Below are 21640 nucleotides of genomic sequence, written 5' to 3'. Positions count from 1 at the left end.
GATTTGTTAATGATTTACCAAAATCCCTTTCTTCCTTCGGGCATAACCGTTGACCAATTGGTTTTAGCGATCGCTAATTGATCCTCTGTAATTTTAGCGCTAGTCAAATTTGCCCCACAAAGATTGGCTTTATTCAAATTCGCCTGACTGAAATTAGCATGACTGAGATCGGCTCCGCGCAAATCTGCCTCTTCGAGATTCGCCCCAGCAAAATAGGCACGCACTAAATTCGCGTTGCGTAAATTCGCTTTCGCCAAACTCGCCTTCCCAAAATCGGCCTTAGTCAAATTGGCTTTTTGTAGATTGACCCGACGCAATTTCGAGCCGTGAAAAATACCACCCGCTAACTCTGCTTCGGGTAAATTCAGTTGACTCAAATTCTGTTGAGCAAAATCTCGAACTCCCTTAACATAGCGATCTAAAACCGTTTGTGCATCCAGTCTGACAACCTTCCGTTTTTTAGCCGGTCTGCCCGTCGTATTCATAATATCGCCAGAATCTGGCAATCGCGACCCGCGCCCAGAAAATCCGCTTCCCGGATTATAAGAATTGTATCCCCCCAGTCCAGCACCGCCACGTTTTCCGCGTTCCCTGCGCCGTCGCAATTGTTCGGCCAACTTCTGAGAGGCAGAAGAAGGTTTGGCGCGATCGGAAGAGGTCTTACCCGAATCCGAATTGCGTCCAGAATGGGATAAATTACTACTACTCTCTTGACCTTGTGGCGTAATTAATCCTTGTTTTAAACTATCTTCATAGGCTTCTAATTCCATTGCCCGCAAAACGTCATCGGCAGTTTTATAGCGATGGCGAACAGACACTTCTAACATTTTTTGCAAAACTTTAGCCAACTTGTCGGAAATATCCATTTCTTTGCGCCATTCCATCTCCCCAGTTTTTTGGTTGTAATCTAACTCTTTGGGAGATTTTCCCGTGAGTAAATAAATACAAGTTACACCGAGGGCATAAACATCACTGGCATAAACCGGACGCAGTGCCATTTGTTCGGGAGGGGCAAAGCCGGGGGTTCCGATCGCAAAGGACGTTAAAGCGGTTTGATCGGAAGTATTGGCAGCAGCTTGAGGATTTACCTTATTTTTAACGGCTCCAAAATCAATTAAAACTAACTTTTTATCTTGCTCTCGGCGAATTAAATTGGCCGGTTTAATATCGCGATGAATGACTTGCTGAGCGTGAATATATTGAATCATCGGCAGAATTTCACTTAAAAATTGCCGCGCTCCTGCTTCGCTGAGGGGGCCATTCTTTTTAATTTCCTGTTGTAAATTATTGCCTTTCACATATTCTTGGACGAGATAAAAATGTTGGCGGTATTCAAAATAATCTAAAAGTCTGGGAACTTGGGGATGATTGCCAATTTTCCCTAAAGTTTCTGCTTCCCGCTCAAATAATTCTTTCGCCATTTGAAAGACTTGCGGATCGTTGGTTGTCGGGCGCAATTGTTTGATTACACAGGGGGGATTCCCCGGTAAGGACATATCAAGGGCCAGAAATGTCGTGCCAAATCCCCCGTGACCGAGGGATTTTACTCCTCGATAGCGATCGCGCATTAAGATAGGCACGCTGCAACTTTGACAAACCTCGACATTATCGGGGTTTTTGGGGGAAGAACAGGAAGGATTGAGGCAATAACTCATTCAGCGTCACCGAATGTAACGTTGTTGGAAAACAAGGACTTCAAGAGACTCTATCTAGAAGGGTAGGGGGTATAACCCCTCATTAAATAAGCCGACAAAATACCGATAATTTTGCGGTTGAGGAATAGAAAATTCCTCTCAATACCTAGGATATCTTAATTTCTAACGATATTCCTACCGAGAATTTAGGTTTCGCTGGCGATCGCGATCGCCTCGATTGAGGATTGGTTAAAAACCATGTATTTTCTTCATTAAACTTCACTAAAATAAAAGTCTGGAAAGCAACTTGAGATAATCCCGTTTTCCTTAGTCTTGCCCGCTTTTTCCCGAAAACGCCCCGTTCCTTGTAGGATAAAAAATTGACGCTTTCAGTAAAAACGACGAGTTAATGCAAATTTCTGTAAAATGGCTGCGGGAATTGGTGGATATCGAACTGCCCGCGAGCAAGCTGGCGGAAACCTTAACGATCGCTGGCTTTGAAGTCGAGGATATTGAGGATCGCCGTCTCTGGGCGGATGGGGTAGTGGTGGGGAAGGTTTTGGACTGCCAACGCCATCCCAATGCGGATAAATTGAGCGTCTGCGAGGTAGATATCGGGAAAGATGACCCCTCGACCATCGTTTGCGGTGCAAGCAATGTCAAGGCGGGGATTTTTGTGGCGGTTGCTCCTCCCAAGACCTATTTACCCATTATCGATCTGAAGTTAAAAAAGGCCAAATTACGGGGAATTAAGTCTTTTGGCATGATTTGCTCGTTGAAAGAATTGGGCTTGGAAAAAGAGTCGGCGGGAATTCATATTTTTACCGAAGCCGATCTGGAAGTGGGACAAGACGTTCGCCCGTTGTTGGGATTGGATGATGTTATTTTAGATTTGACCTCGACGGCGAATCGCGCCGATGCGTTGAGCATGGTGGGGGTTGCGCGGGAGGTAACAGCCCTCACGGGCGGAAATTTGCATTTACCGGCAGTTCCCGAGGTCGCGATCGCCGACGGTTCGGGTTTAAACGTTGCGGTGGAAGAGTCTCGCGGCTGTCCGGTTTATATCGGTACGGTTATTGAAGGCGTAACGATTGCGCCGTCTCCCGATTGGCTACAATCTCGTTTAAAAGCGGCGGGAGTGCGTCCGATTAATAATGTGGTAGACGTGACCAATTTGATTTTATTGGAGTGGGGGCAACCGTTACACGCCTTCGATCGCGATCGCCTGCAAGCAGTTACGGATGATAAGGATTTAACCATTAGCGTCCGCTCTGCCAAGGAAAAGGAAGTTCTCACAACGTTGGACGGGCAAAAACGGCAATTACAAACTGAGAATTTGCTGATTACGGCCAATGATACTCCGGTTGCTCTGGCGGGGGTGATGGGAGGAGAAGAAACAGAAGTCTATGACGGCACGACCAACCTATTATTAGAAGCAGCTTTATTCGATCCGGTCTTTATTCGTCGTTCTGCTCGCTGTCAGGGGTTACGGACGGAAGCCTCGGCGCGTTACGAACGGGGAGTTAATCAAGCAGAACTGGATATTGCTGGTCAAAGAGCGATCGCATTAATTCTGGAATTGGCAGGGGGAAGAGTAACCGTACAGGATCGCGACGACAACCGCAGCGATCGCGCGTCTTGGTCGCGGACGATTGAATTGCGTCTTCGCCGCATTCGTGAAATTTTGGGTAAGGTGAAGGGAGAAAATGGGAGGGCGATCGATCTGGCGGCTGAAGATGTGGAACGCATTCTCACGGCTTTAAATTGTAATTTGGATATCCCCCCCCTTGATAAGGAGGATGTTAGAGATGAGAGGGTTTGGCGGGTGACGGTGCCGCCTTACCGTTATGGGGATTTAGAGCGAGAAATTGATTTAATTGAAGAGGTGGCGCGGTTGTATGGGTACGATCGCTTTTGCGAAACTCTCCCGAGTCAAACTTTACCGGGGAGCATTCCTGCGATCGACCAAGCCCGAAGTTTATTGCGGGAAGCCTTTCGCGGTATCGGTTTGACGGAATTGGTGCATTATTCCCTCGTGAAACCGGAAATCTCGGAGGTGCCGATCTCGAATCCTTTACTCAGTGAATACTCTGCCCTGCGAAGAGAATTGCTGGATGAGTTTATCAATGCGTACGAGTACAATTTTACGCGGGGCAATGGGGCATTAAATGCCTTTGAGTTGGGACGAATCTTTTCTCGCGATGAGGCGGGTAAATTTTGCGAAACGGAAGCGATCGCGGGGATTTTAAGCGGCGATTTCTTTCCTCAAGGACGATGGACGACGGGAGGGAAAGGTTCGCCAATGTCGTGGTATGAAGCCAAGGGGCTATTAGAGGCAGCTTTTGCGCGTTTGGGGGTGCGGGTTGACTATCAAGCCAGCGAGGAGGACGATCGCTTACATCCGGGACGCACGGCGGCTTTAGAGTTGTCTGGGAAGCGTTTGGGCATTTTTGGGCAGTTACATCCCCAAGTACGGCGCGATCGCGATCTGCCCGAGGAAATTTATCTCTTTCAATTGAATGCGGAACTTTTACTTGCAGCGATCGATATCGAGGCACGAGTGAAATTTCAATCTTTCTCGCCATATCCCGCCGTCGCCCTCGATCTCGCCTTTTTTGCCCCGGTGGATCTTCCCGTGGCGGAACTGGAAAAAACCATGCGGGAAGCAGGGGAAGATTTGCTGGTGAAAGTGGAACTGTTCGATCGCTATTTGGGGAAAAATGTCCCGGAAGGTCAGCACAGTTTAGCTTTTAGTTTGGCTTATCGTGCCAGCGATCGCACTTTAACGGACAATGAAATCGAACCCGTTCATCAAAAGGTACGGGAGGCGCTTACAGAAAAGTTTGCGGTAACATTGCGATCGTAGTGTGTCAACAGCATTGGCTTGTCTTGCTTTACATTCCGCTTTTAAATTTAAACGAGTTAGTTTTTCTCGTTCTTCGAGATTGCTCAAGTAGGAAATCCCGCAATTAAGGCGATCGACGATATTGAAAAGATTTTCTTCTTGCTCGCTTTCTGAAATTCTTTCCCAAAGAATGCGACCGATCGCTACATTTGTCTCTGCTTTTTCTGTTTCAGGAATGAGTTCATAGGCTGCTTGTTGAATGCGATCGTGGGCGAATTTGTAGGACTGAATGAGTAAGTTTTCGTCCAATTCCGAGACTGAGAAAATAAAGTGGCGATCGAGAGCAGTTTTTAACAATTCAAAAACAGCTTGCGGCGATCGTTCTGCGATCCATGTTAATGTCGTTAAATCGAATTCTGCTCCCAAATAAGCCGCGAGAGATAAGATTTCGCGAAGGATTTCCTCTTGTTTTTTCTTGAATTAATCGTGACAGCTTTCTCACGCGATCGGGAGTCTGTCCGATAATCAAATTAAAGCGATTTTGTGCTTCATTTGCACCTAAAGTCGGAACGGGATCTTGTTTGCCGATAATCAGTTCGACTTCAGGAATAATATCAACGATAATTTGTCCGTTATTTCCCAATGCCTGGGATAACTTTTCTCGCCAAATTCGCAATTTTCGATCGCTTTTCGATTTCTTTTTCTCGTCCGTAGAGTTTTTGAGGAATTTGCAAGCGATCGCTAATATCTTGCTGACCCAGAGAAAAAGAAGTAATTTCTCTACTTAGGCGTTAAGGGTTGGGTGCGAAATCTGGCTGACGGACGGGTAGAAGCTGTTTTTGAAGGCGATCGCGAGGTAGTTGAAACGATGATCGAGTGGTGCGATCGCGGTTCTCCAGCAGCAGTCGTTCGCGATGTCGCGATCGAATACGAGGAATGGGAAGGATTAGAAGGATTTGAAACTCGCTATTGAGATTGTATTGAGTTTTTTCGTGTTGTTTGGCTCGATTTTCTCTAGGGAAGAAGTCATAATACAATGTTAAGGCTATTCCTCTATTTATTTATTATCGGCAATAGGAACAATACCATCAAGAGAACTGGGAATATTAGACAAAGTTTCTTCTTCTACAAATTCCTCGTTGCCTGCGATCGCCTTAACTTTGGTAATTGGCTGTTTGGGACTGGCGATCGTTGACGAACAATATCGGCTATCATTCTACGATCTTGGCAAGATCGTAGAATGATGTCTTTTTTGGTTGGGTTGCTCCTCTCGATCGCAAATAAAAGATAAATGGTAATGTTTGAGTGAGTTTATCGATCGCTCAAACATTACCGATCGCCTTCATAGAGTCTACAATCGCTGGATTTGGTATAATTCGACTGGATAAACCCTTGGGATACAAATTATGTTTAACCTCACTCAAAGGCAGCAGAAACAGCCCAAAAGGGAAGACCTGCCCACAATGTACGACTTACCGAGTGAAGAAGTAGGAGAATCGGGTTTGCCAGACCAATATCACCCCTTACAAGCCGAATTATTAGAGCAAACATTTCAACCTCGCAATTACTCGTCAGAGCAGGTTTTTTCGGCAATGGATCTCAATATCTATTACGACGAGAACAGCACGCGACGATACAAACGTCCAGATTGGTTTGGGGTTGTGGGAGTTCCTCGACTTTATGAAGATCGAGATTTACGCATGAGTTATGTGATTTGGCAAGAACGAGTTAATCCTTTTATTGTTGTAGAGTTATTATCTTCCAGTACTCAACGAGAAGATTTGGGACAAACTTTTAGAGAGGACAATGAACCGCCGACGAAATGGGAAGTTTACGAGCAATTTCTACAAGTACCGTATTATGTTGTTTACGATCGCGAACGGGATTATTTTCGCGCATTTCATTTAGAAAGTTCTCTCTCTCGCTATCAAGAATTAGAAGTAACCCATAATCAACTTTGGTTAGAAGAGTTAGAGTTAGGATTAAGATTATGGCACGGAACTCATAAAAGGATCGAACGGCTATGGTTGCGTTTTTATGATGCTTCGGGGAATTTGATCCCAACTTCAGCCGAACGCGAATCCCAAAGAGCCGATCGCGAATCCCAAAGAGCCGATCGTGAACGACAAGAAAAGGAACAAGCACAAACAGCATTACAACAATTACGAGATCGCCTCCTTGCACGAGGAATCGATCCAGACTCGATGGACTAAAAAAAGCACGCAATTTGCGTGCTTTTAAGAATTAAATGAAAACCAAGCTACAGATCTCGATCTTCAATCACTTTATCAATCAAGCCATATTCTAAGGCCTCATAAGGAGACATAAAGAAATCGCGATCGGTGTCTTTTTCGATCTTATCGATCGCTTGACCCGTTTGCTCTGCCATAATTTCATTGAGTTGTCGCTTAATCCGCAGAATTTCGCGGGCCTCAATTTCGATATCGGTGGCTTGTCGGCGACCTTGAATGCCGCCTAAAGGTTGGTGAATCATGATGCGAGAATGAGGTAAGGCTAAACGCTTTCCTTTTGTTCCTGCTGTTAGTAAAAAAGCCCCCATCGAAGCCGCCAAACCAACGCAAAGGGTGACAACTTCCGACTTAATATGCTGCATGGTATCAAAAATTGCCATGCCCGCCGTCACCGAACCACCGGGGGAATTGATGTACAAATAAATGGGCTTATTTTGGTCTTCCGAATCGAGATAAAGCATAATGGCAATAATCTGATTCGCTAAGTTATCATCGACACCGCGACCGAGGAAAATAATCCGTTCGCGATAAAGGCGATCGTAAATGTTAATCCAATCAGCATAAGGCTGACCGGGCATTTGATAAGGGACTCTGGGAACACCAATAGGCATGATAAAAATCGTAAATAAAGAACGTTATTCAGTTATCAGTTATCAGTTATCAGTTCATGCTTCAATAGCATCTATTGACTGTTTACTGTTCACTGTTCACTGTTTTAAGGGAGTGCGGGAACGGGTTGAGGCAGATCTTTACGACTTTCCAAAACTTTATCGATGAGACCGTATTCATGCGCCTTTTCTGGTGTGAGATAAAGCATTCGGTCTGTATCTTTTTCCAGTTTTTCCACGGTTTGCCCCGTATTTTTGGCAAAAATTTCTAACATTGCCTGCTTGTTGGCCAGCACTTCTTTCGCCCGAATTTGAATATCAGAGGCTTGACCTTGAGCACCTTGACGAGATTGGTGCAGAATAATGGTGGCATTGGGCAAGCTGGCGCGACAGCCTTTTGTGCCTGAAGAGAGAATCATCGCCGCCGTTCCCATCGCTTGACCGATGCAGATCGTATGAATGGCGGGTTTGATGTAGTTCATCGTGTCGCAGATGGCGAAAGCCTCTGTTTCAAAACCGATCGCTTCGCCTCCATACCAAGAAGTACCAGTGGAATTGATGTACATATAAATGGGCTTTTCGGGATCGTCAAATTGCAAGAAAAGGAGTTGGGCGATAATGAGTTCCGTGACATCAAGCCCCATTTGTTGTTTGTATTCGTCTGGAGAAACAAGGGGTAAACCCAAATAAACAATTCGTTCTTTGAGCAACAAAGACGGTAAATCTGGCGGAGGAGTGCGATAGGAACCACTTCCTCGATAATAAGGCGATTGTACGGCTCGGATCGGTTGGTTCATCATCGTAATATTTGAACAATCTGGCAAGTTTTTCTTGCTTGTGTCGGGCGGGAAAAACTTGAAGCGTTTGACCCGATCGCCAACGGTTATTTGTTGATTTTAGCTTATAGAATGAAGGTAGCGTTCTCAAACCGTCCCTGAGTTGGAGGTTGAACCATGAATTCATCGCAACAACCGAACAAGAGCGCGATCGCTGCCTTCTTTTTCCTTTGGGAGTGCGCTGTCCCCGCTCAAGCACAACTCTTCCCCGATCGCCCGACTTTTTTTGAGGAAGGTAATCGTCAGTTAGAGCGAGAAATCCAAACCCTACAAGAGTCTTCCCCTAACACTTCCGTTCTCACGATTAATTCTGGGCAACTACAATGGCAAAAATTTCTCTTCCGAGAAGGAAACTTTAGCGTCTGGATGCCCACCGGAGAAATCTCGCAGCAAGGTCGGGAAATCCCTACATCAATGGGTATACTGGTTTTGGCTGAATTGATTGCCGCGCAATCAGAATCTCGCTTTCTGGTAAGTTATTCTCAGCCCTTGCGATCGATCTCCACTGCCGATCCAGACGTTTTCTTGTCCGAGTTACGCGATCGCCTTGTTGCTGATACGGGAATGACCCTCACTCGCGAGACCGAGATATTCCTCGCTGATTATCCGGGTCGAGAATTAATGGGCATTGAAGGCGAGGAAACAATTGTCTTGCGTTTTTACCAAGTGCGCGATCGCGTTTATCTTTTTGGTGCGATCGGGAAAAACGAAAACGAACGCGATCTATCCTTAGCCAAGCAAACTTTTTTTGATTCCTTTGAGTTGCTCTAGCCTTTTCGCGCAAAATGGCACCAACCCGTAATAAAATTTAAGTGACGTTTTGTTTGGTAAAGGTTGACAATTACGATGAAATATGCTGTTGCTTTCTGGGCGGGTATCGTTGCGATCGCTATATTATGGTTTCCCACTTCTGCGATCGCCGGAAGTTCTTCTTTAATTCGCGCCTATGATGATGAAGTCGTGGTCAGCCAAGATTTTGCCGGTCAAAATCTCCAAGAGGCTGAATTTGCCAATACCAATCTCGGAGCGGCAGATTTTAGCAATACCGATTTGCGCGGTGCGGTTTTTAATGGCTGTTCTCTCATTGCAGCGAATTTGCACGGTGCCAATTTTGGCAATGGTATTGCCTATCTCAGCGATTTTAAAAATGCCGATTTAACCGATGCCATTTTTACAGAGGCATTACTTTTACGCTCTCTATTTAACAATGCCAATATTACTGGAGCGGACTTTAGTTTTGCCATTCTCGATCGCCAGCAACAAAAACAACTTTGTCAGAGAGCTTCTGGAGTGAATTCAGTCACAGGGATTGCAACTAAAGCATCTTTAGGGTGCTAAAAATATTTCGTTTTGTGACTGTCTATGACATCCTCCCCGTCGTGAAATGGACGGGGATTCCTCTAGAATAAGCGCGTCCTACTCAGCAACGATATCATAGATATTTGAGTCAGAGACTGCTGGAAACCTCAGTCACTTCACCAAGTTTTGGGAGAGAACTAAAATGTTTTCTAAAATACGTCGTTTGTGCGATCGCTTTTTTAATAAATCGAGAAAAATCAATAACGAACCCATCAACAAAGTGAGTTTGATTGTTGTTATTATTATTATTGATATTTTTATTTTAATCAATGTTTTTTCCGGACTGGACGATATCGGTCGCTGGTATCTCGATCCTTCTCTGGCTCATCCTTGTTATTTTGAATGGGTGGATTATCGCGATCTCGCAACACCAGATAAGGACTATGAAACGATCCGCGCTTCCTTACAACAGAGTGTAAAATTTCAAGACCGATATCAACAAATCGAACAAGGACATCTAGGCAAAGTTTCTCCCACTTGCTTGAGTTATGGAAACTTAAAGGATAAAGTTAATACTGTCGAAAATCAGCAAATCTCAACTAATATCGAGCAAAAACAGGCACAAATCAATACTCTAGGATTAAAAAATCACCAAATTCGCGAGCAATATGATTCAACATTGTTAGAAAAAATAGCCGGACAATCGCGCGATCGCTCGATTAATCTCGTCGGTGCAGAAAAAGCCAAACAAGAATTAGATGAGAATAATCGTAATATTACTACCTTAAAAACAGAAATTTCCGATCTGAAAAATGAGTTGTTCTCAAAACCAGAAAGTATCAATCTAATCGGTTTTCTGAATGAGAACGAACAATTTTTAAGCGCAGAGAAAGACTATAAACGCGCTTCTTTTTGGTATCCCAGTATCCAGATTGCTTTTCAATCCCTCTTTCTCGTACCTCTGATCGTTATTGCTTTATTGCTGCACAATTTTTCTCAGCGCAAAGGGTATGGACTCATGGCGCTGATGAGTTGGCATTTATTGGTTATCTTTTTTATTCCACTAATTATTAAAATCTTTGAATTTCTGCAAGTCGGGGTATTGTTTGAATTTCTTTTCGCTCTCATTAGTAATCTTTTCGGGGGATTGCTTTTTCTCATTAATTATCTTTATATTTTGCTCATTCCCGCCCTCGGCTTTGGCATGATTAAGTTTTTTCAAAAGATTGTTTTCAATCCTAAGATTCAAGCAGCTAACCGAGTTCAAAAAGTGCGGTGTATTAAATGTGCAAAGAAATTGCGACCTCACGATCCTCACTGTCCCCATTGTGGTTATTATCAATATGTTGAATGCCCTAACTGCCACAATTTGACTTATAAAAAGCTATCATATTGTAAAGAATGTGGAGCATCTCAAAATAGCAAAGATTTTAACTAAAAAAATGCCTTTCGTGAGGATAAACTGATGAGCAATTCGATTATTCAACTTGTTGACGAACTCCCCAAAGATAATATTACCGTCAAGGTTCTCAAAGCACTTGATTTTATTGCCCCCGGTCAATGGGATAATCTGGTCGGATTTGATGAAACTATTACTAAGATTACCGAGGAAACTGATGCTAAGATCGTCCGACATATCCACGATCGCGCTGCTTCTCTCTATCTCGATCCCGATACGGGTTATCAGGGTGCAATTGGATTGTATCAGGCGATCGATAAGGCTGATGTGGCAATGGCAACAGCAGCACTGGCGAATAAAGTTGGTGAAAAAATTAGTTTTCTCTCTTTTCTCAGTAATATTACTCCGAAAGCTGACACGACTCAAACTATCGATTTGTTATTGAAAATAGCGGTTGAAGTTATTGCTTTTTGCAAACTGAATGGTATTCCACAACCCAACCCGCAAAAATTTGCGACTTCTTTGGCGGAAAATTATCAGGGTGCGGGTTTTATGCGGATGGTTGCGTTAGTTTGCATTGATGGAATGTTGCCTTTGGGTCCGGATTTTCTGACAAAAATTCACGAGATCGTGCAAGGAATTGATGCAGGAGTAATTACTAAAAATCCCGTTTTCTTGGGGATTCAAGATAAATTACCGGGCGATACGACCAGCGATCGTGTTGGTTTTCTCAATCAATGTTTTGCGGCGATCGAAGGATGGATGAATGGGTTTATTGAAAAAACAGGGATTACCCCCCAAACCCTTTCTCAGAGTTTAGGAAAATTTGTCCAAATTGCCGATGATAACTTGGATTTTGTCGCCGCAGTATTGGATCAAACCACAAATTATTACGAACATACAGGCATTCAAAGCGTTTCTCGTCGCTTGATTTTAGATGCTTATGAATTAGTGAAGGAAGATTTAAAAAATACTCCAACAGACTTAGATAATAATGATTCTGAAGGAGGAATTGCCGAGTTTTCTATCGGCGATACAATCGAAGTATGGGATAAAGATGAGGAAGATTGGTATGAAGCGACAGTCCACAAAATAGAAGTTAAAAAAGGAAAAAATCGTTATTTTGTTCATTATGTCGGTTACGGAACTTCAGAAGATGACTGGGTGAAAGAGAAAAATGTTCGCTCTGGCGATCGCACCGATGCTGATGAGAATGGTTATGCGATCGGTCAAAAAGTACAGGTTTGGGATGATGATGAGGAAGAATGGTATGCTGCTGTTATTAAAAAGATCGATGGCGATCAATATCGCGTTCATTATATCGGTGAAGACGATTCTTTTGATGAATGGGTGGATTTAGACGACATTAATTAATAGTTGTCGGTTAATCACTTTTTTCGTGCGATCGCATTTTCTCGATTTATCTCTTTCCAGCTTAAGAAGTGAGAGATATTATTTTGATTTGCCGTATCGTAAACACAAAAAGCTCTGCGATCGTCATTAGTTTTCTATAAACCTAATGGCAAATCTTTTTTGATCTGAAGTTTTTCCTTTTCCTCTTCTGAGAGATTGTTAAGATAACCATTTCCATATTCGGTTCCCATGTATTTGACCAAGCAGTGAGAACTACATTATCAATTCTGGTCAATTGTACTGGTTTTTCCAAAACTCTAGTAAACTTGCGCCCTACATTCTCAAAAACTGCATCTAACGGAGTTTTTTGTATTGGTGCCATAGATTATAAAATTAAATGAGTTTGCACTATTCCAACTTAAAGGTCGATTTTATTCAAAATAGTCAATCCTTGCAGAAAGTCCCGATCTTCGCTGATATGAGGGATTTTAAGCTGACTATCCGACATTCCCTTCGCCAGTTGTCGCTGACGCACGATCGCAAAACTTCCGGGGGCTAAAATTTGCAAGCGAGGAGGAGGAACTTCCGACGATCGCACGGTGGTATACGGATTATTAAATTCTCCCAACCAATATTCAAAACGAGAGAGGAATTTTTGCGGATCTGCTAAGGTTTGTCCGTCGGTTAATTCGATATTGATTAAATAGCGAGAAGGGAATTCATTATCGGATAACGTAATGCAAAAATCATCTAAATTCAAGTTAAATTCTTGACTTAATGCCTGCATCACTTGGGTTGCATGAAACTCCGTCGTTTTTTCCGTCGTTGCCGACAATAAGCCCCCGCGTCGATGGCGAAAAACAATAATCGGGGCTTGTTCGTAGAATCCTAAAATTTCGACAACATCGCCGATATCATAACGATAAATACCACTGTAACTCGTCACGAGTATTCGATAACGTTGACCGATTTTAACCTCAGTTGCTAAAAGAGTTTGCGGGTTTTCTTTATCCCAATCTTCTTCCGGGATAAATTCATAAAAACTGCTACCAATCGATAAAATATTGCCTTCTTGATTCAGATCGTAGCAAACGCCAAATGTTCCTTCTGCGCTGCCATAAACACCACCAAAAATTGGCGTATCGCCAAAATAATCGGGGAAGCGCTGGAAATAAAAATCTGAGGTTCCTCCCATTGCTGTAACGACTAAAGATAAATCCGGCCAAGCTGATTTTGGGGTGAGTTTTCCTGTAGCGTTGGCAATCTTTTCTAATTGAGCCGCACGTTGAGGATTGGTGCGTAATTTTCTCTCCAAGTGGTGGCGTAATTTGGGTTCGATTTTTACCCAATCTGCGATCGCGCCCGATCGCAAATCTTGAATTAAATCTGGCGTATATTTTTCTAAATAACCGCAAGTTCGCAAAATTAACATGGGAAAATTGGTCACCATTTGTCCCACCGAAGGATTGCTCAAGGCAAATAATAAACAAACATAATGGCGTGAGATACTATCCGCAACTTTTAAGGCATCGTAAGGCATTGCCAAGAGTGGGCGATAGAAACGATTGCTGCGAATGCTACCGACAGTTACGGGTCCATAGTCGATGCCACCACGGGTTACACCTTGAATGTTGGCAGAATTTGTATTTAATAATTTTCCAAATTTAAGCGGTAAACCTTTTTGTTTGGCTTGCTTTTCTAAGGCCTCGATCGCAAACCCAAAGGCGGCTAAGTTCGGTTTTGCCAAACTTTTCTGATAGCGTCGCGTCACGGGAATGCGCTTTTGTTTACCGGTAGAACCACTGGTTAAGCTGATATAAATTACCGGATCGGGATTAAGAATATTTTGCTCTCCTTGGGCAATGCGCTCCGTGTAAGGATCGTAGCTGCTGTAGGGAAGAATGGGAACGCGATCGCGAAATTTCTCTATCGTTGTCAAGTTACCAATGCCAAATTTTTGACCGAGTTCCGTATTTTGATGCGATCGCAGCATTTCCAGCAAAAACCGTTCTTGTACCGCTTCAACAGAATGAGTTTTGCGAATAAAATCATTTTTGGCACGTTGGACGATCGCACGTAAAACAGAAAAGATTAAATCGGGCATTTTTCAGTTATCAGTTATCAGTGAACAGTTATCAGTTGTTAATTAATTTGTAATTGAGCAAAAAATTGCGAACAACCAATAATAAATAAACAACCGCGCTTAGCGCGGTTGTTCGCGTTTTAGCTCACCTTGTCCGTAGAAGCATAAATTGCTTCTCGCGTGGCGACCATTGTTTCAACCAAGCGATCCATATCCTCGCGGGTATGGAGAGCATTCGCAGTAATTCGCAGGCGCGGTTTGGCAATAAACCAAATGGGGGACACCCAAATACCATATTCTTCCATCAAATGATTGGCAAAGTGTTTGGGGTTAAGCTCTGGAGGGAGAAGGACTGGAATAACATTGGTTTCGCCAATGGGGTTAAATCCTTCTTGATTCAAGAGCGATCGCAAGTAGCGGGTATTGGCCTGCAGCGTCTGGACAAGTAAGGGATTTTCTCTGACTTGACGGATGCTGGCCAAAGCGGCGGCTGTCACTGGGGGAGGGAGAGAAATCGTACCGATGGAAGTCGGGGAAACATCCAACAGATCGATCAACTCCCGAGAGTGACTGCTAATCGCGGCTCCAGCAGAAGCGGCAAACTTCGAGAAGGTGGTCATAATAATCGGCACCATGCCGCGATCGAGTACCGATTGAGGGGTAATGCCGAAATGGTCGTAAATCCCCCCTCCCGACTTACCTAGCGCACCACTGGCATGAGCTTCATCCATGACGATGACGCTACCGGGATAGTTTTCTAAAACATCCAACATTCCCGGTAAGGGCGCGATATCCCCATCCATCGAGAATACTGCGTCAGAAACCACCATCAAGCGATCGCCCGGACGGTAGTAACGCCGTAATTTACGTTCTAAGTCATTGAGATCGCAGTGACGATAGGCTTTAACTCGTACTTCTGGACTCTGAGAAAACATTTTCCCAGAGCGATTATCAGCATTAGCCACCGCAGAAACAATACAACCGTGATTGAGAATATCGGTTAAAATTAGAGTTTCGCGCGTATTGCGGAAGCCGGGGATGGGGATGGCTAAATGACAAAACCCATCCATTAATGCCTGCATTGCCATCCAAGCATTGAGAAATAGATGGGTATGGGAAAGATGCTTAAAGGCTGAGATTTCTTCCTCGAGTTGGCGATGGAGGTCAATGCGACCGCTCAACACCGAGCAAGAACTGTTAGAGGTGCCATACTGCCAGATTGCATCTACGGCGGCTTGTTTGACATCCTCTGACTGAACTAAGCCCAAAACATCATTCGTGCAGAAGGTGAGGAGCTTATGGCGCTTCCCTGTAGCCGGATCTTCAACGTCAACTAAATTTCCCTGCTTGTTATGGCAGATGAATTTGTCTGGATAAAGCCCGCTCTTGTAAGTGGCGTGCATATAGTCTTGGACAACTTTCACTGTGGATTCTCCTCATCTCCTAGTCTCTTTGATGATTCTAATAGGGTACATTTCCGCGTGCAGATTTTGGGGATCGAGGTGGCCATTTCGGATCTGGATAGACAAAATGATGAGATAAACCGGATTTTTGTTTGACTCTTCTTCCCTCTAACTGGTGACTGGTGACTGATAACTGGTGACTGATAACTGGTGACTGATAACTGGTGACTGGTGACTGGTGACTGGTGACTGTCTTAAAATCCTTCTCCTCCATCGCCTTCGGCTTTTTTGCGAATTTCGTCAAACATGATCTCTTCAAAAATGAGCGTTCCGACAATCCGATTGAACTCTTCAAGTTGACGCACATCGCGATCGCTAAAACTGGTCCGAAATCCTTCGGGAACTTCTTTGGCGCGAGAGAGAGTCGTCGGGGTGGCGGGATGATGGTATTCCGAGGGATAGCCCGGTTTCTTTTTATTCACCAGTTGCAAGATTCCCATTAAGTCATTTTCTTGATTGAAGATGGGCATACAGAGCAAACTACAGGTTCGATAATGGGTTTCTTTATCCGATCGCATGGCCATGGCCGAACGTGCCGTATCGTTGTAAAGATCGAAATCCACTTTAAGAATTTGGGAATTCAAGTCAGAATTACCCGCAGAAGTCCCCGGACTGAGGGAAATCGAAGTATTGCGAGGATTTAAGGCGTATTCTGCGGCTAAACCCGCATAACCGGCACCAATGGGGAGGGGAGGGATTTTAATCAGTTGCAAGCCTTCGTTGCCCACGTAGCCCTCGCTAACGAGGGTTTCATCATCGCGATCGAAACGCCAGAGGGTACAGCGATCGGCGTTGACGAGTTCTCGAGCGGCCTTCATGACTTCTTCGGCGCTATTTTCTCGACTGGCGTTGAGAACCCAATGCTGTGCCTTCATTAACGCAGAGGCATTCTGCTGTACCTGAAACATTTGGCAGAAGGAAAGGCAACCTTGGAAAAAATGAAAAAATGAGTCGGAGGTGCGATAAAAGTTGTCGATATCCGCATGGACGAATCCTCGATAATCTGCGTTGTGCGGTTGGTTATCGGTGCTGGGTTGTTGGCTATCGGTGATGGGTTGGGAAAACTGGGAATTGTACGATCGCAGGAGTTTGCGAGAGGCTTCGATCACGGCGACCAATTTACCTCGGCGATCGCTGACGGGAAAGAAGACAGAAGAGCGATCGTATTCGGCATTGGGGATCGTACTGGGAATGTGAACGTATTTGCTTTTTTGCCAGCGTGCGACGAGGGCGATCGCATTATCGTCCTCAAGAGAATATTCAATGCGGCGAAAACTCGTCGATTGTTCTTTGCGTTCGGGTAAAATCGTCCAGAGTTTATTCACTGTCGTGTCAAATAAATAAACCCGCGCTGTTTTTGCCCCCAAGGAAATACGTGCCACTTCCGACATATTTTTGAGACTGGAATAGAGAATTTCATAGTTCTCCAGTTCGGAAAACTGTCTGGCATTTTGCAAAACCATTGCCGCTTGCGCGTTAAAAGCTTCCATGCGGCGCTCGTCATCTTTGCCAAAACTAATCTCAAAACATGCGGGAGCCTCATCGAGATAGCCTCGGGTGGGTCTGACAAACCCCTCCCGCGTCTTATTCACCAGTTGAGTGACCCCGATCAGCTTTTTGCGTTGGGGGGAAGATTCGTCATAGCCCAATACGGGCATACAGAGCAAACTACAGGTACGATAGTCATTTTCGAGATCGAATTGTTTGGCGGTGGCGGAACCGACTTGTTCGTAAACATCAAAGGGGATATTCAAGGGTCGGTAATTCCCCTTTTGTGCTTGTTTGGCGACCTGTCCCGCAAATCCCTGCCCGACTTGGAGATAGGTCTCTCTGACGTTGCCATCCTCTGTGGGAATTTCCGTCCAGAGTTTTTGCTGGCTAAAATCCAAAATCCACAACGTCGAGCGATCGGCATCTAATAAGTCTTTGGCGGCATTCATCACCTGTTGCAAGGCTTCGCTAAACTCATTGCTGCTTTGAGAGATGGCGCGGGCGGCTTTGGTAGATTTAACGCTCCCTTTGAGGTGTTGGGTCAGGTTGTAGTAGGTTTGAATGCTTTCTAGCATTCTCAGGATAGTGGAAGTCGAAACCAGTTGTAAAAATTTATTTTCATCTTCTTGAGTAAAACCGAGGCGGCTGTATTTTTCGGCATCGGCTTCTCGGGAATTGAGGGGAGGCGTGCGATCGCTTTTACGAATTTTATTAATAAATTGAATAACAGCAAAAACCTGATTATCTTCATTTTTCAAGGGAATCGTGAGCATGGTATGGGTTTTAAATCCCGTCCGGCGCTCTTGTTTTTTGAGTTCTCGGGAATGTTCGTGTTCTGCCGCCGGATAGGGAATGCGAAGCGATCGCCCGGTATCTGCGACCCGTCCCGAAACCCCTGCCCCCATCGGTACGGAAATTTCAAAAGTTTGTTGTTGGTGATTGGTGATTGGTTGTTGGTTGTTGGTTTGGGCAAAAATTGACCAAAGGCGATCGCGATCTTCATTGACAAAGTAGATGGTCGTGCGTTCGGCTTCCAACCAAACCCCGATATTACTGGCAATGGAACCAAGGGCGAGGGAATAGACCCGCCGCAGTTCTTCAAGCCATTGAATATTCTCCTCGATATTGCTGGATTGAATAATGCTTTGGCGTTGTTTGCGGAGTTTGATCACATCCCGAGAGATTTCCTGTTCGAGATGGGCGATCGCTGCTGCGAGGGGGGAAGATTCTCCCGAAGGTAAGGACTCGACTTCTGGGGCGGCTCTATTTTTGACGATTAACTGAGGAATGAGGGGCTGCGGCATTTTATTGGCGTGTTTAACCCGTTCTGCTTGCAAGGCTAAACAGCCCATTTCAAAGGCTTCGTTAATGCCTTCGCCATAGCCGATCCAGCGATAAAACTCCGTCGTAAATAAATGTGCGGCCTCGAGGCCGATATCGGCATCAATAACGATGGTGGCTTGAATGCAATCGGAAATCGCATCGGCTTGCAAGACGGAGAGACAGCGATCGAGGATGGCGCATTTGACCGATCGCCCGAATTGCTCGAACAGTTGAGTCAGTTGCCCGGGATCGAGCAGGCGGGCATCTTGGGTTTCACTGGCAAAAATCAATCCTTCTAAGTCATCCGCCCCACAAAAATGAATTAAATGGGGTTGCTGTTGCGCGATCGCGAGGGTTAAATCTTCGTAAAAGATGGCAGGGAGTTTCTCGACGGCAATTTCTTTGCCTCGGGGAGTTTTCTGCACCGCTTGTTTAACTCGGTTGGTTTCTCGGTCTAATTCGGCGGGTTTGGTGGTGTGGGGACGGGCGGAGGCGACTAAAATTTTACTAACGGGAAGGCTGGGTTGGCGAGTGGGGGAAGCGGTGGCGATGCGATCGAATTGAAAGCCCTGAGTCCATAAAATTTTATGTTGTCCCGTGGCCAGACCGCGAATGGTGACGCGCTCGATCCCGCCCGGTTTGAGGGCGACCATCTGTTTGCGAAGCCAGCTAAACAACTTGTCGGGCTTGTAGAGTTGAGCGCCCTCGAGGAAAATTCGCAAGGTGCGATCGCGGCGATCGATGCGGCTATCCATTCCTTTGGGATTGAGTTTCTCGTTGAGAAGGAGCGCGATCGCTTTAGGATTCCCTTGTTTTGCTTTCTGAAATAGGTTCGAGGGCATGGGAAAAGAGGGAAAGGGGAAAAAACAAGCCTTTATCCCTCTTTCCTTTTTACTCTGAAGATAGAGTTTTTTTCAATTCCTTGGCAATATAAAGCGCTAAAGCGATCGCTTTGGGAAAAATGGATCGATATTGAAGCCAGTAAGGTGCGTTAATAAAGCACCTTACGAGATTAGCGATTAGCTGAAACTATCCACTATGAGATTGACGATCGCATTGTTTCCTCCTCTAAAGCCAGAACATTGTTATAAAAAAAACAAGTAAAGAATGGATCGAAGAAGTTTTAGAACCTATTTATCAAAAAGAATTAAAAATAGCATGAGGTAGTCTAGTAAGGTGCGTTACGTTCCACTAACGCACCTTACTTCGCGCTACGAAGCAGGCCGCAGCTTACACTGGAAGTTCTGGTCAAACTCCTCGGGACTCATATACTGACCTGTCGGGAAGTATTCGCCCATCACTTCTGCTTCTTGACCCGGCTCCGTGGTTTTGTGAGGTGCGTATTCAAAGTCATTAAGAGGCAATTGCCAACGATTTCGAATCTCTCCCAGCCACATATCGCCAAACCCATCACCGGCGGCGGGAAACTCTAACCAAGCGTAACCGCATTCATAACGGGCTTTCTTGGGACGGTAGGATGGCCGACTGACGACGATGGTGTAATAACCGTTTTCATCGACGGGGATCTCTTCATCAAAGACGCTATCAATCACTCGCGCCCGAGATAAAGGCTCATCTGTTGCCCAAGAGAAATAGCGAACGTCCGCATCCGACTCGTCCAAGGTTTCATCGCCAAAATAGGTCGTGGGTGTCTTGGGTTTTTTGCCTCGCAAGACCAAGACTTCGCCAAAATCGCGATCCATCCACGTCACCAGATAAACCGTTGTCGAATTGATAAATCCGCCGGAACCCACATTGGGATCTACTGGAGGAAGACACTTCTCTGCATTATCGGGACCTTGCTCGAAGTTGGCACAGAAATTATACTTCGCAGTCCACTCGCGGATGATGTAGGGCGGATTCTGAGCAGGCCAAGTATTGGGTCGATCTTGGTTGTACCACTCCGTGCGATCGCGCTCCTTCCGATAAGCCTCAGCATCGAATGCTGGCGTGGGATAAACGCGACTCATATCGCCTTTGAACTTAGAGTATTCATCTCCGCAGAGTGCATCGCCCTCGATGATACTACCGTCTTTCAGGACAATTTTCGCCTCGGGTAATTCCGTACCGCCCAGCAGATTTGTTCCCTTATCAGCGACAAAGATTCGCATCACTACGATATACCCGATATCGGGGAACTCTTCTTCCCCAAGGTATAAGGTATTAGGTTCGAGCTGCAATTTTTCTGCTTGCTTGGGGAAGGCCTCGGCGAATGCTTCTTCAAATTCAGTCAGATTCTCGGGAATCTTTTTCAATTTTGCTGTCAGGTTAGGGAAGGACTCAGCAAAATCTACTGCGAAGTCTGGAGCATTATCGGGGATCTTTTGTAACTTTTCTGCCCACTCGGGGAAGGCCTTAGCAAACTGTTGTTTGAACGTAGGCAGGTTCTCGGGAATCCATTTCAGAGTATAGGAACGATTCTCGGCTGTGCGATCGCCCCCGTTTTGCAAGGGGTTCGTCGATCCTTCGTCGGGTTCGATCTGATAATCGACGATCTGATGATCGCCGCCAACCAAGGTGGCTGAGTTTGGATCGTAAAAGTAGCCGCTAAAGGTCATCGATCGAGCATGCGGAAATTCACCTTTTATCTCAACGTGACTGCCCTCGGGGAGAGAAAATAAAGCGACGGGATAGGCAGATTGTTGATCGGGATAGAAGGCGTTGTGATAGGGGTCGGCACCAACGGTTGTTTTCCAGAAACAGTTTTCGAGATCGATGTCCGAGCGAAACTCTCGACCGCTATTGGCCGGATCGCCATCGCGATCGAAGGGATCGATCGCATCCTTCAATTCAGGCAAGATACTATTAACAGCACCTAACTGAGGGAGAAAACTGGGTTTAGCCAAGGCCATACTCGGAAATAACAGGATATCTCCCAACAAAAGAGAGACCAGCATCGCAAACACTGCGATCGCTCTCCCCATGCGGTTCAAAAAACCGTTAAAAAACATTAAGAAAACCTCACAAAAAGATTAAACAAAACTCGGGTTGTTGCCCAGAGATTGCAAGGTCAGTTTAGTGGTAGGCTATTTCTGGAAATAGACAAAAATTCCA

General features: G+C 45.1%; 16 protein-coding genes and 1 pseudogene. 7 read left to right on the top strand and 10 right to left on the bottom strand.

From position 1 onward, the window contains the following. Positions 1 to 14: 14 nt before the first annotated feature. The gene (locus tag AC6RV6_RS03410) at positions 15 to 1655 is read right to left on the bottom strand and encodes a serine/threonine-protein kinase (protein WP_500238908.1); all 1641 of its coding nucleotides are present in this window, start codon (positions 1653 to 1655) and stop codon (positions 15 to 17) included. Between the two features lie 388 nt (positions 1656 to 2043). On the opposite strand from AC6RV6_RS03410, the gene pheT reads away from it, so the two are divergent. After that, a complete protein-coding gene (gene pheT / locus AC6RV6_RS03405; RefSeq protein WP_500238907.1) occupies positions 2044 to 4500 on the top strand; it encodes a phenylalanine--tRNA ligase subunit beta in 2457 nt (818 codons plus the stop codon). Here pheT and AC6RV6_RS03400 read toward each other — a convergent pair. Next, positions 4417 to 4905, bottom strand: a complete 489-nt coding sequence (locus AC6RV6_RS03400) for a hypothetical protein (RefSeq protein WP_500238906.1) — start codon at positions 4903 to 4905, stop codon at positions 4417 to 4419. The two genes, pheT and AC6RV6_RS03400, sit on opposite strands and share 84 nt — an antisense overlap. Beyond that, positions 4838 to 5155: a hypothetical protein gene (locus AC6RV6_RS03395; protein WP_500238981.1), complete on the bottom strand. Its 318-nt coding sequence runs from the start codon at positions 5153 to 5155 to the stop codon at positions 4838 to 4840. Before AC6RV6_RS03395 ends, AC6RV6_RS03400 begins: the two co-directional genes overlap by 68 nt. Positions 5156 to 5263: 108 nt before the next feature. Here AC6RV6_RS03395 and AC6RV6_RS03390 point away from each other — a divergent pair. Continuing rightward, positions 5264 to 5452 (top strand): annotated as a pseudogene (locus AC6RV6_RS03390) (acylphosphatase); the annotation flags it as partial. A 490-nt stretch (positions 5453 to 5942) separates the two neighbouring features. Then, positions 5943 to 6692: a Uma2 family endonuclease gene (locus AC6RV6_RS03385; RefSeq protein ID WP_500238978.1), complete on the top strand. Its 750-nt coding sequence runs from the start codon at positions 5943 to 5945 to the stop codon at positions 6690 to 6692. A 47-nt stretch (positions 6693 to 6739) separates the two neighbouring features. On the opposite strand, the gene AC6RV6_RS03380 is transcribed toward AC6RV6_RS03385, so the two are convergent. Both AC6RV6_RS03380 and AC6RV6_RS03375 read right to left on the bottom strand, forming a co-directional pair. Next, on the bottom strand, positions 6740 to 7342 hold the full coding sequence (locus AC6RV6_RS03380) for an ATP-dependent Clp protease proteolytic subunit (protein WP_500238905.1): 603 nt from the start codon (positions 7340 to 7342) through the stop codon (positions 6740 to 6742). Positions 7343 to 7446: 104 nt separating this feature from the next. After that, positions 7447 to 8136: an ATP-dependent Clp protease proteolytic subunit gene (locus AC6RV6_RS03375; protein WP_500238977.1), complete on the bottom strand. Its 690-nt coding sequence runs from the start codon at positions 8134 to 8136 to the stop codon at positions 7447 to 7449. Between the two features lie 156 nt (positions 8137 to 8292). Here AC6RV6_RS03375 and AC6RV6_RS03370 point away from each other — a divergent pair, with 156 nt between their 5' ends. The 4 genes from AC6RV6_RS03370 (at position 8293) to AC6RV6_RS03355 (ending at position 12247) form a co-directional block, all read left to right on the top strand. Then, on the top strand, positions 8293 to 8946 hold the full coding sequence (locus tag AC6RV6_RS03370) for a hypothetical protein (RefSeq protein ID WP_500238904.1): 654 nt from the start codon (positions 8293 to 8295) through the stop codon (positions 8944 to 8946). 75 nt (positions 8947 to 9021) lie between these two features. Beyond that, complete coding sequence (locus AC6RV6_RS03365; protein WP_500238903.1) at positions 9022 to 9513, top strand: pentapeptide repeat-containing protein; 492 nt, start codon at positions 9022 to 9024, stop codon at positions 9511 to 9513. Positions 9514 to 9676: 163 nt separating this feature from the next. After that, on the top strand, positions 9677 to 10912 hold the full coding sequence (locus tag AC6RV6_RS03360; RefSeq protein ID WP_500238902.1) for a hypothetical protein: 1236 nt from the start codon (positions 9677 to 9679) through the stop codon (positions 10910 to 10912). Positions 10913 to 10939: 27 nt separating this feature from the next. After that, a complete protein-coding gene (locus AC6RV6_RS03355; RefSeq protein WP_500238901.1) occupies positions 10940 to 12247 on the top strand; it encodes a Tudor-knot domain-containing protein in 1308 nt (435 codons plus the stop codon). A gap of 397 nt (positions 12248 to 12644) precedes the next feature. Here AC6RV6_RS03355 and AC6RV6_RS03350 read toward each other — a convergent pair whose 3' ends face one another. The 5 genes from AC6RV6_RS03350 to AC6RV6_RS03330 all read right to left on the bottom strand — a co-directional run bounded on the left by AC6RV6_RS03350 (position 12645) and on the right by AC6RV6_RS03330 (position 21537). After that, a complete protein-coding gene (locus AC6RV6_RS03350) occupies positions 12645 to 14330 on the bottom strand; it encodes a GH3 auxin-responsive promoter family protein (protein WP_500238900.1) in 1686 nt (561 codons plus the stop codon). Positions 14331 to 14449: 119 nt separating this feature from the next. Beyond that, positions 14450 to 15733 (bottom strand): aminotransferase class I/II-fold pyridoxal phosphate-dependent enzyme, encoded by a 1284-nt coding sequence (locus AC6RV6_RS03345; RefSeq protein ID WP_500238899.1) that lies wholly within the window; start codon positions 15731 to 15733, stop codon positions 14450 to 14452. A gap of 37 nt (positions 15734 to 15770) precedes the next feature. Then, positions 15771 to 15986, bottom strand: a complete 216-nt coding sequence (locus tag AC6RV6_RS03340) for a hypothetical protein (RefSeq protein WP_500238898.1) — start codon at positions 15984 to 15986, stop codon at positions 15771 to 15773. Continuing rightward, the gene (locus AC6RV6_RS03335) at positions 15967 to 19428 is read right to left on the bottom strand and encodes a GAF domain-containing protein (RefSeq protein ID WP_500238897.1); all 3462 of its coding nucleotides are present in this window, start codon (positions 19426 to 19428) and stop codon (positions 15967 to 15969) included. Before AC6RV6_RS03335 ends, AC6RV6_RS03340 begins: the two co-directional genes overlap by 20 nt. Positions 19429 to 19797: 369 nt before the next feature. After that, entirely contained in the window at positions 19798 to 21537 is a 1740-nt protein-coding gene (locus tag AC6RV6_RS03330) for a hypothetical protein (RefSeq protein ID WP_500238896.1), read from the bottom strand. Positions 21538 to 21640: the final 103 nt, after the last annotated feature.

This window comes from Spirulina sp. LEGE 11439 (assembly GCF_059821285.1).
The sequence above is the reverse complement of the archived record's forward strand: the minus strand, read 5'-3'. Positions and strand labels throughout refer to the sequence as shown.

Excerpts from the sequence above, each read along its gene's own strand:
- AC6RV6_RS03410 (WP_500238908.1), bottom strand. The coding sequence starts at position 1,655 with ATGAGTTATTGCCTCAATCCTTCCTGTTCTTCCCCCAAAAACCCCGAT.
- pheT (WP_500238907.1), top strand. The coding sequence starts at position 2,044 with ATGCAAATTTCTGTAAAATGGCTGCGGGAATTGGTGGATATCGAACTG.
- AC6RV6_RS03385 (WP_500238978.1), top strand. The coding sequence starts at position 5,943 with ATGTACGACTTACCGAGTGAAGAAGTAGGAGAATCGGGTTTGCCAGAC.
- AC6RV6_RS03380 (WP_500238905.1), bottom strand. The coding sequence starts at position 7,342 with ATGCCTATTGGTGTTCCCAGAGTCCCTTATCAAATGCCCGGTCAGCCT.
- AC6RV6_RS03375 (WP_500238977.1), bottom strand. The coding sequence starts at position 8,136 with ATGAACCAACCGATCCGAGCCGTACAATCGCCTTATTATCGAGGAAGT.
- AC6RV6_RS03370 (WP_500238904.1), top strand. The coding sequence starts at position 8,293 with ATGAATTCATCGCAACAACCGAACAAGAGCGCGATCGCTGCCTTCTTT.
- AC6RV6_RS03365 (WP_500238903.1), top strand. The coding sequence starts at position 9,022 with ATGAAATATGCTGTTGCTTTCTGGGCGGGTATCGTTGCGATCGCTATA.
- AC6RV6_RS03360 (WP_500238902.1), top strand. The coding sequence starts at position 9,677 with ATGTTTTCTAAAATACGTCGTTTGTGCGATCGCTTTTTTAATAAATCG.
- AC6RV6_RS03355 (WP_500238901.1), top strand. The coding sequence starts at position 10,940 with ATGAGCAATTCGATTATTCAACTTGTTGACGAACTCCCCAAAGATAAT.
- AC6RV6_RS03350 (WP_500238900.1), bottom strand. The coding sequence starts at position 14,330 with ATGCCCGATTTAATCTTTTCTGTTTTACGTGCGATCGTCCAACGTGCC.
- AC6RV6_RS03340 (WP_500238898.1), bottom strand. The coding sequence starts at position 15,986 with ATGGAGGAGAAGGATTTTAAGACAGTCACCAGTCACCAGTCACCAGTC.
- AC6RV6_RS03335 (WP_500238897.1), bottom strand. The coding sequence starts at position 19,428 with ATGCCCTCGAACCTATTTCAGAAAGCAAAACAAGGGAATCCTAAAGCG.
- AC6RV6_RS03330 (WP_500238896.1), bottom strand. The coding sequence starts at position 21,537 with ATGTTTTTTAACGGTTTTTTGAACCGCATGGGGAGAGCGATCGCAGTG.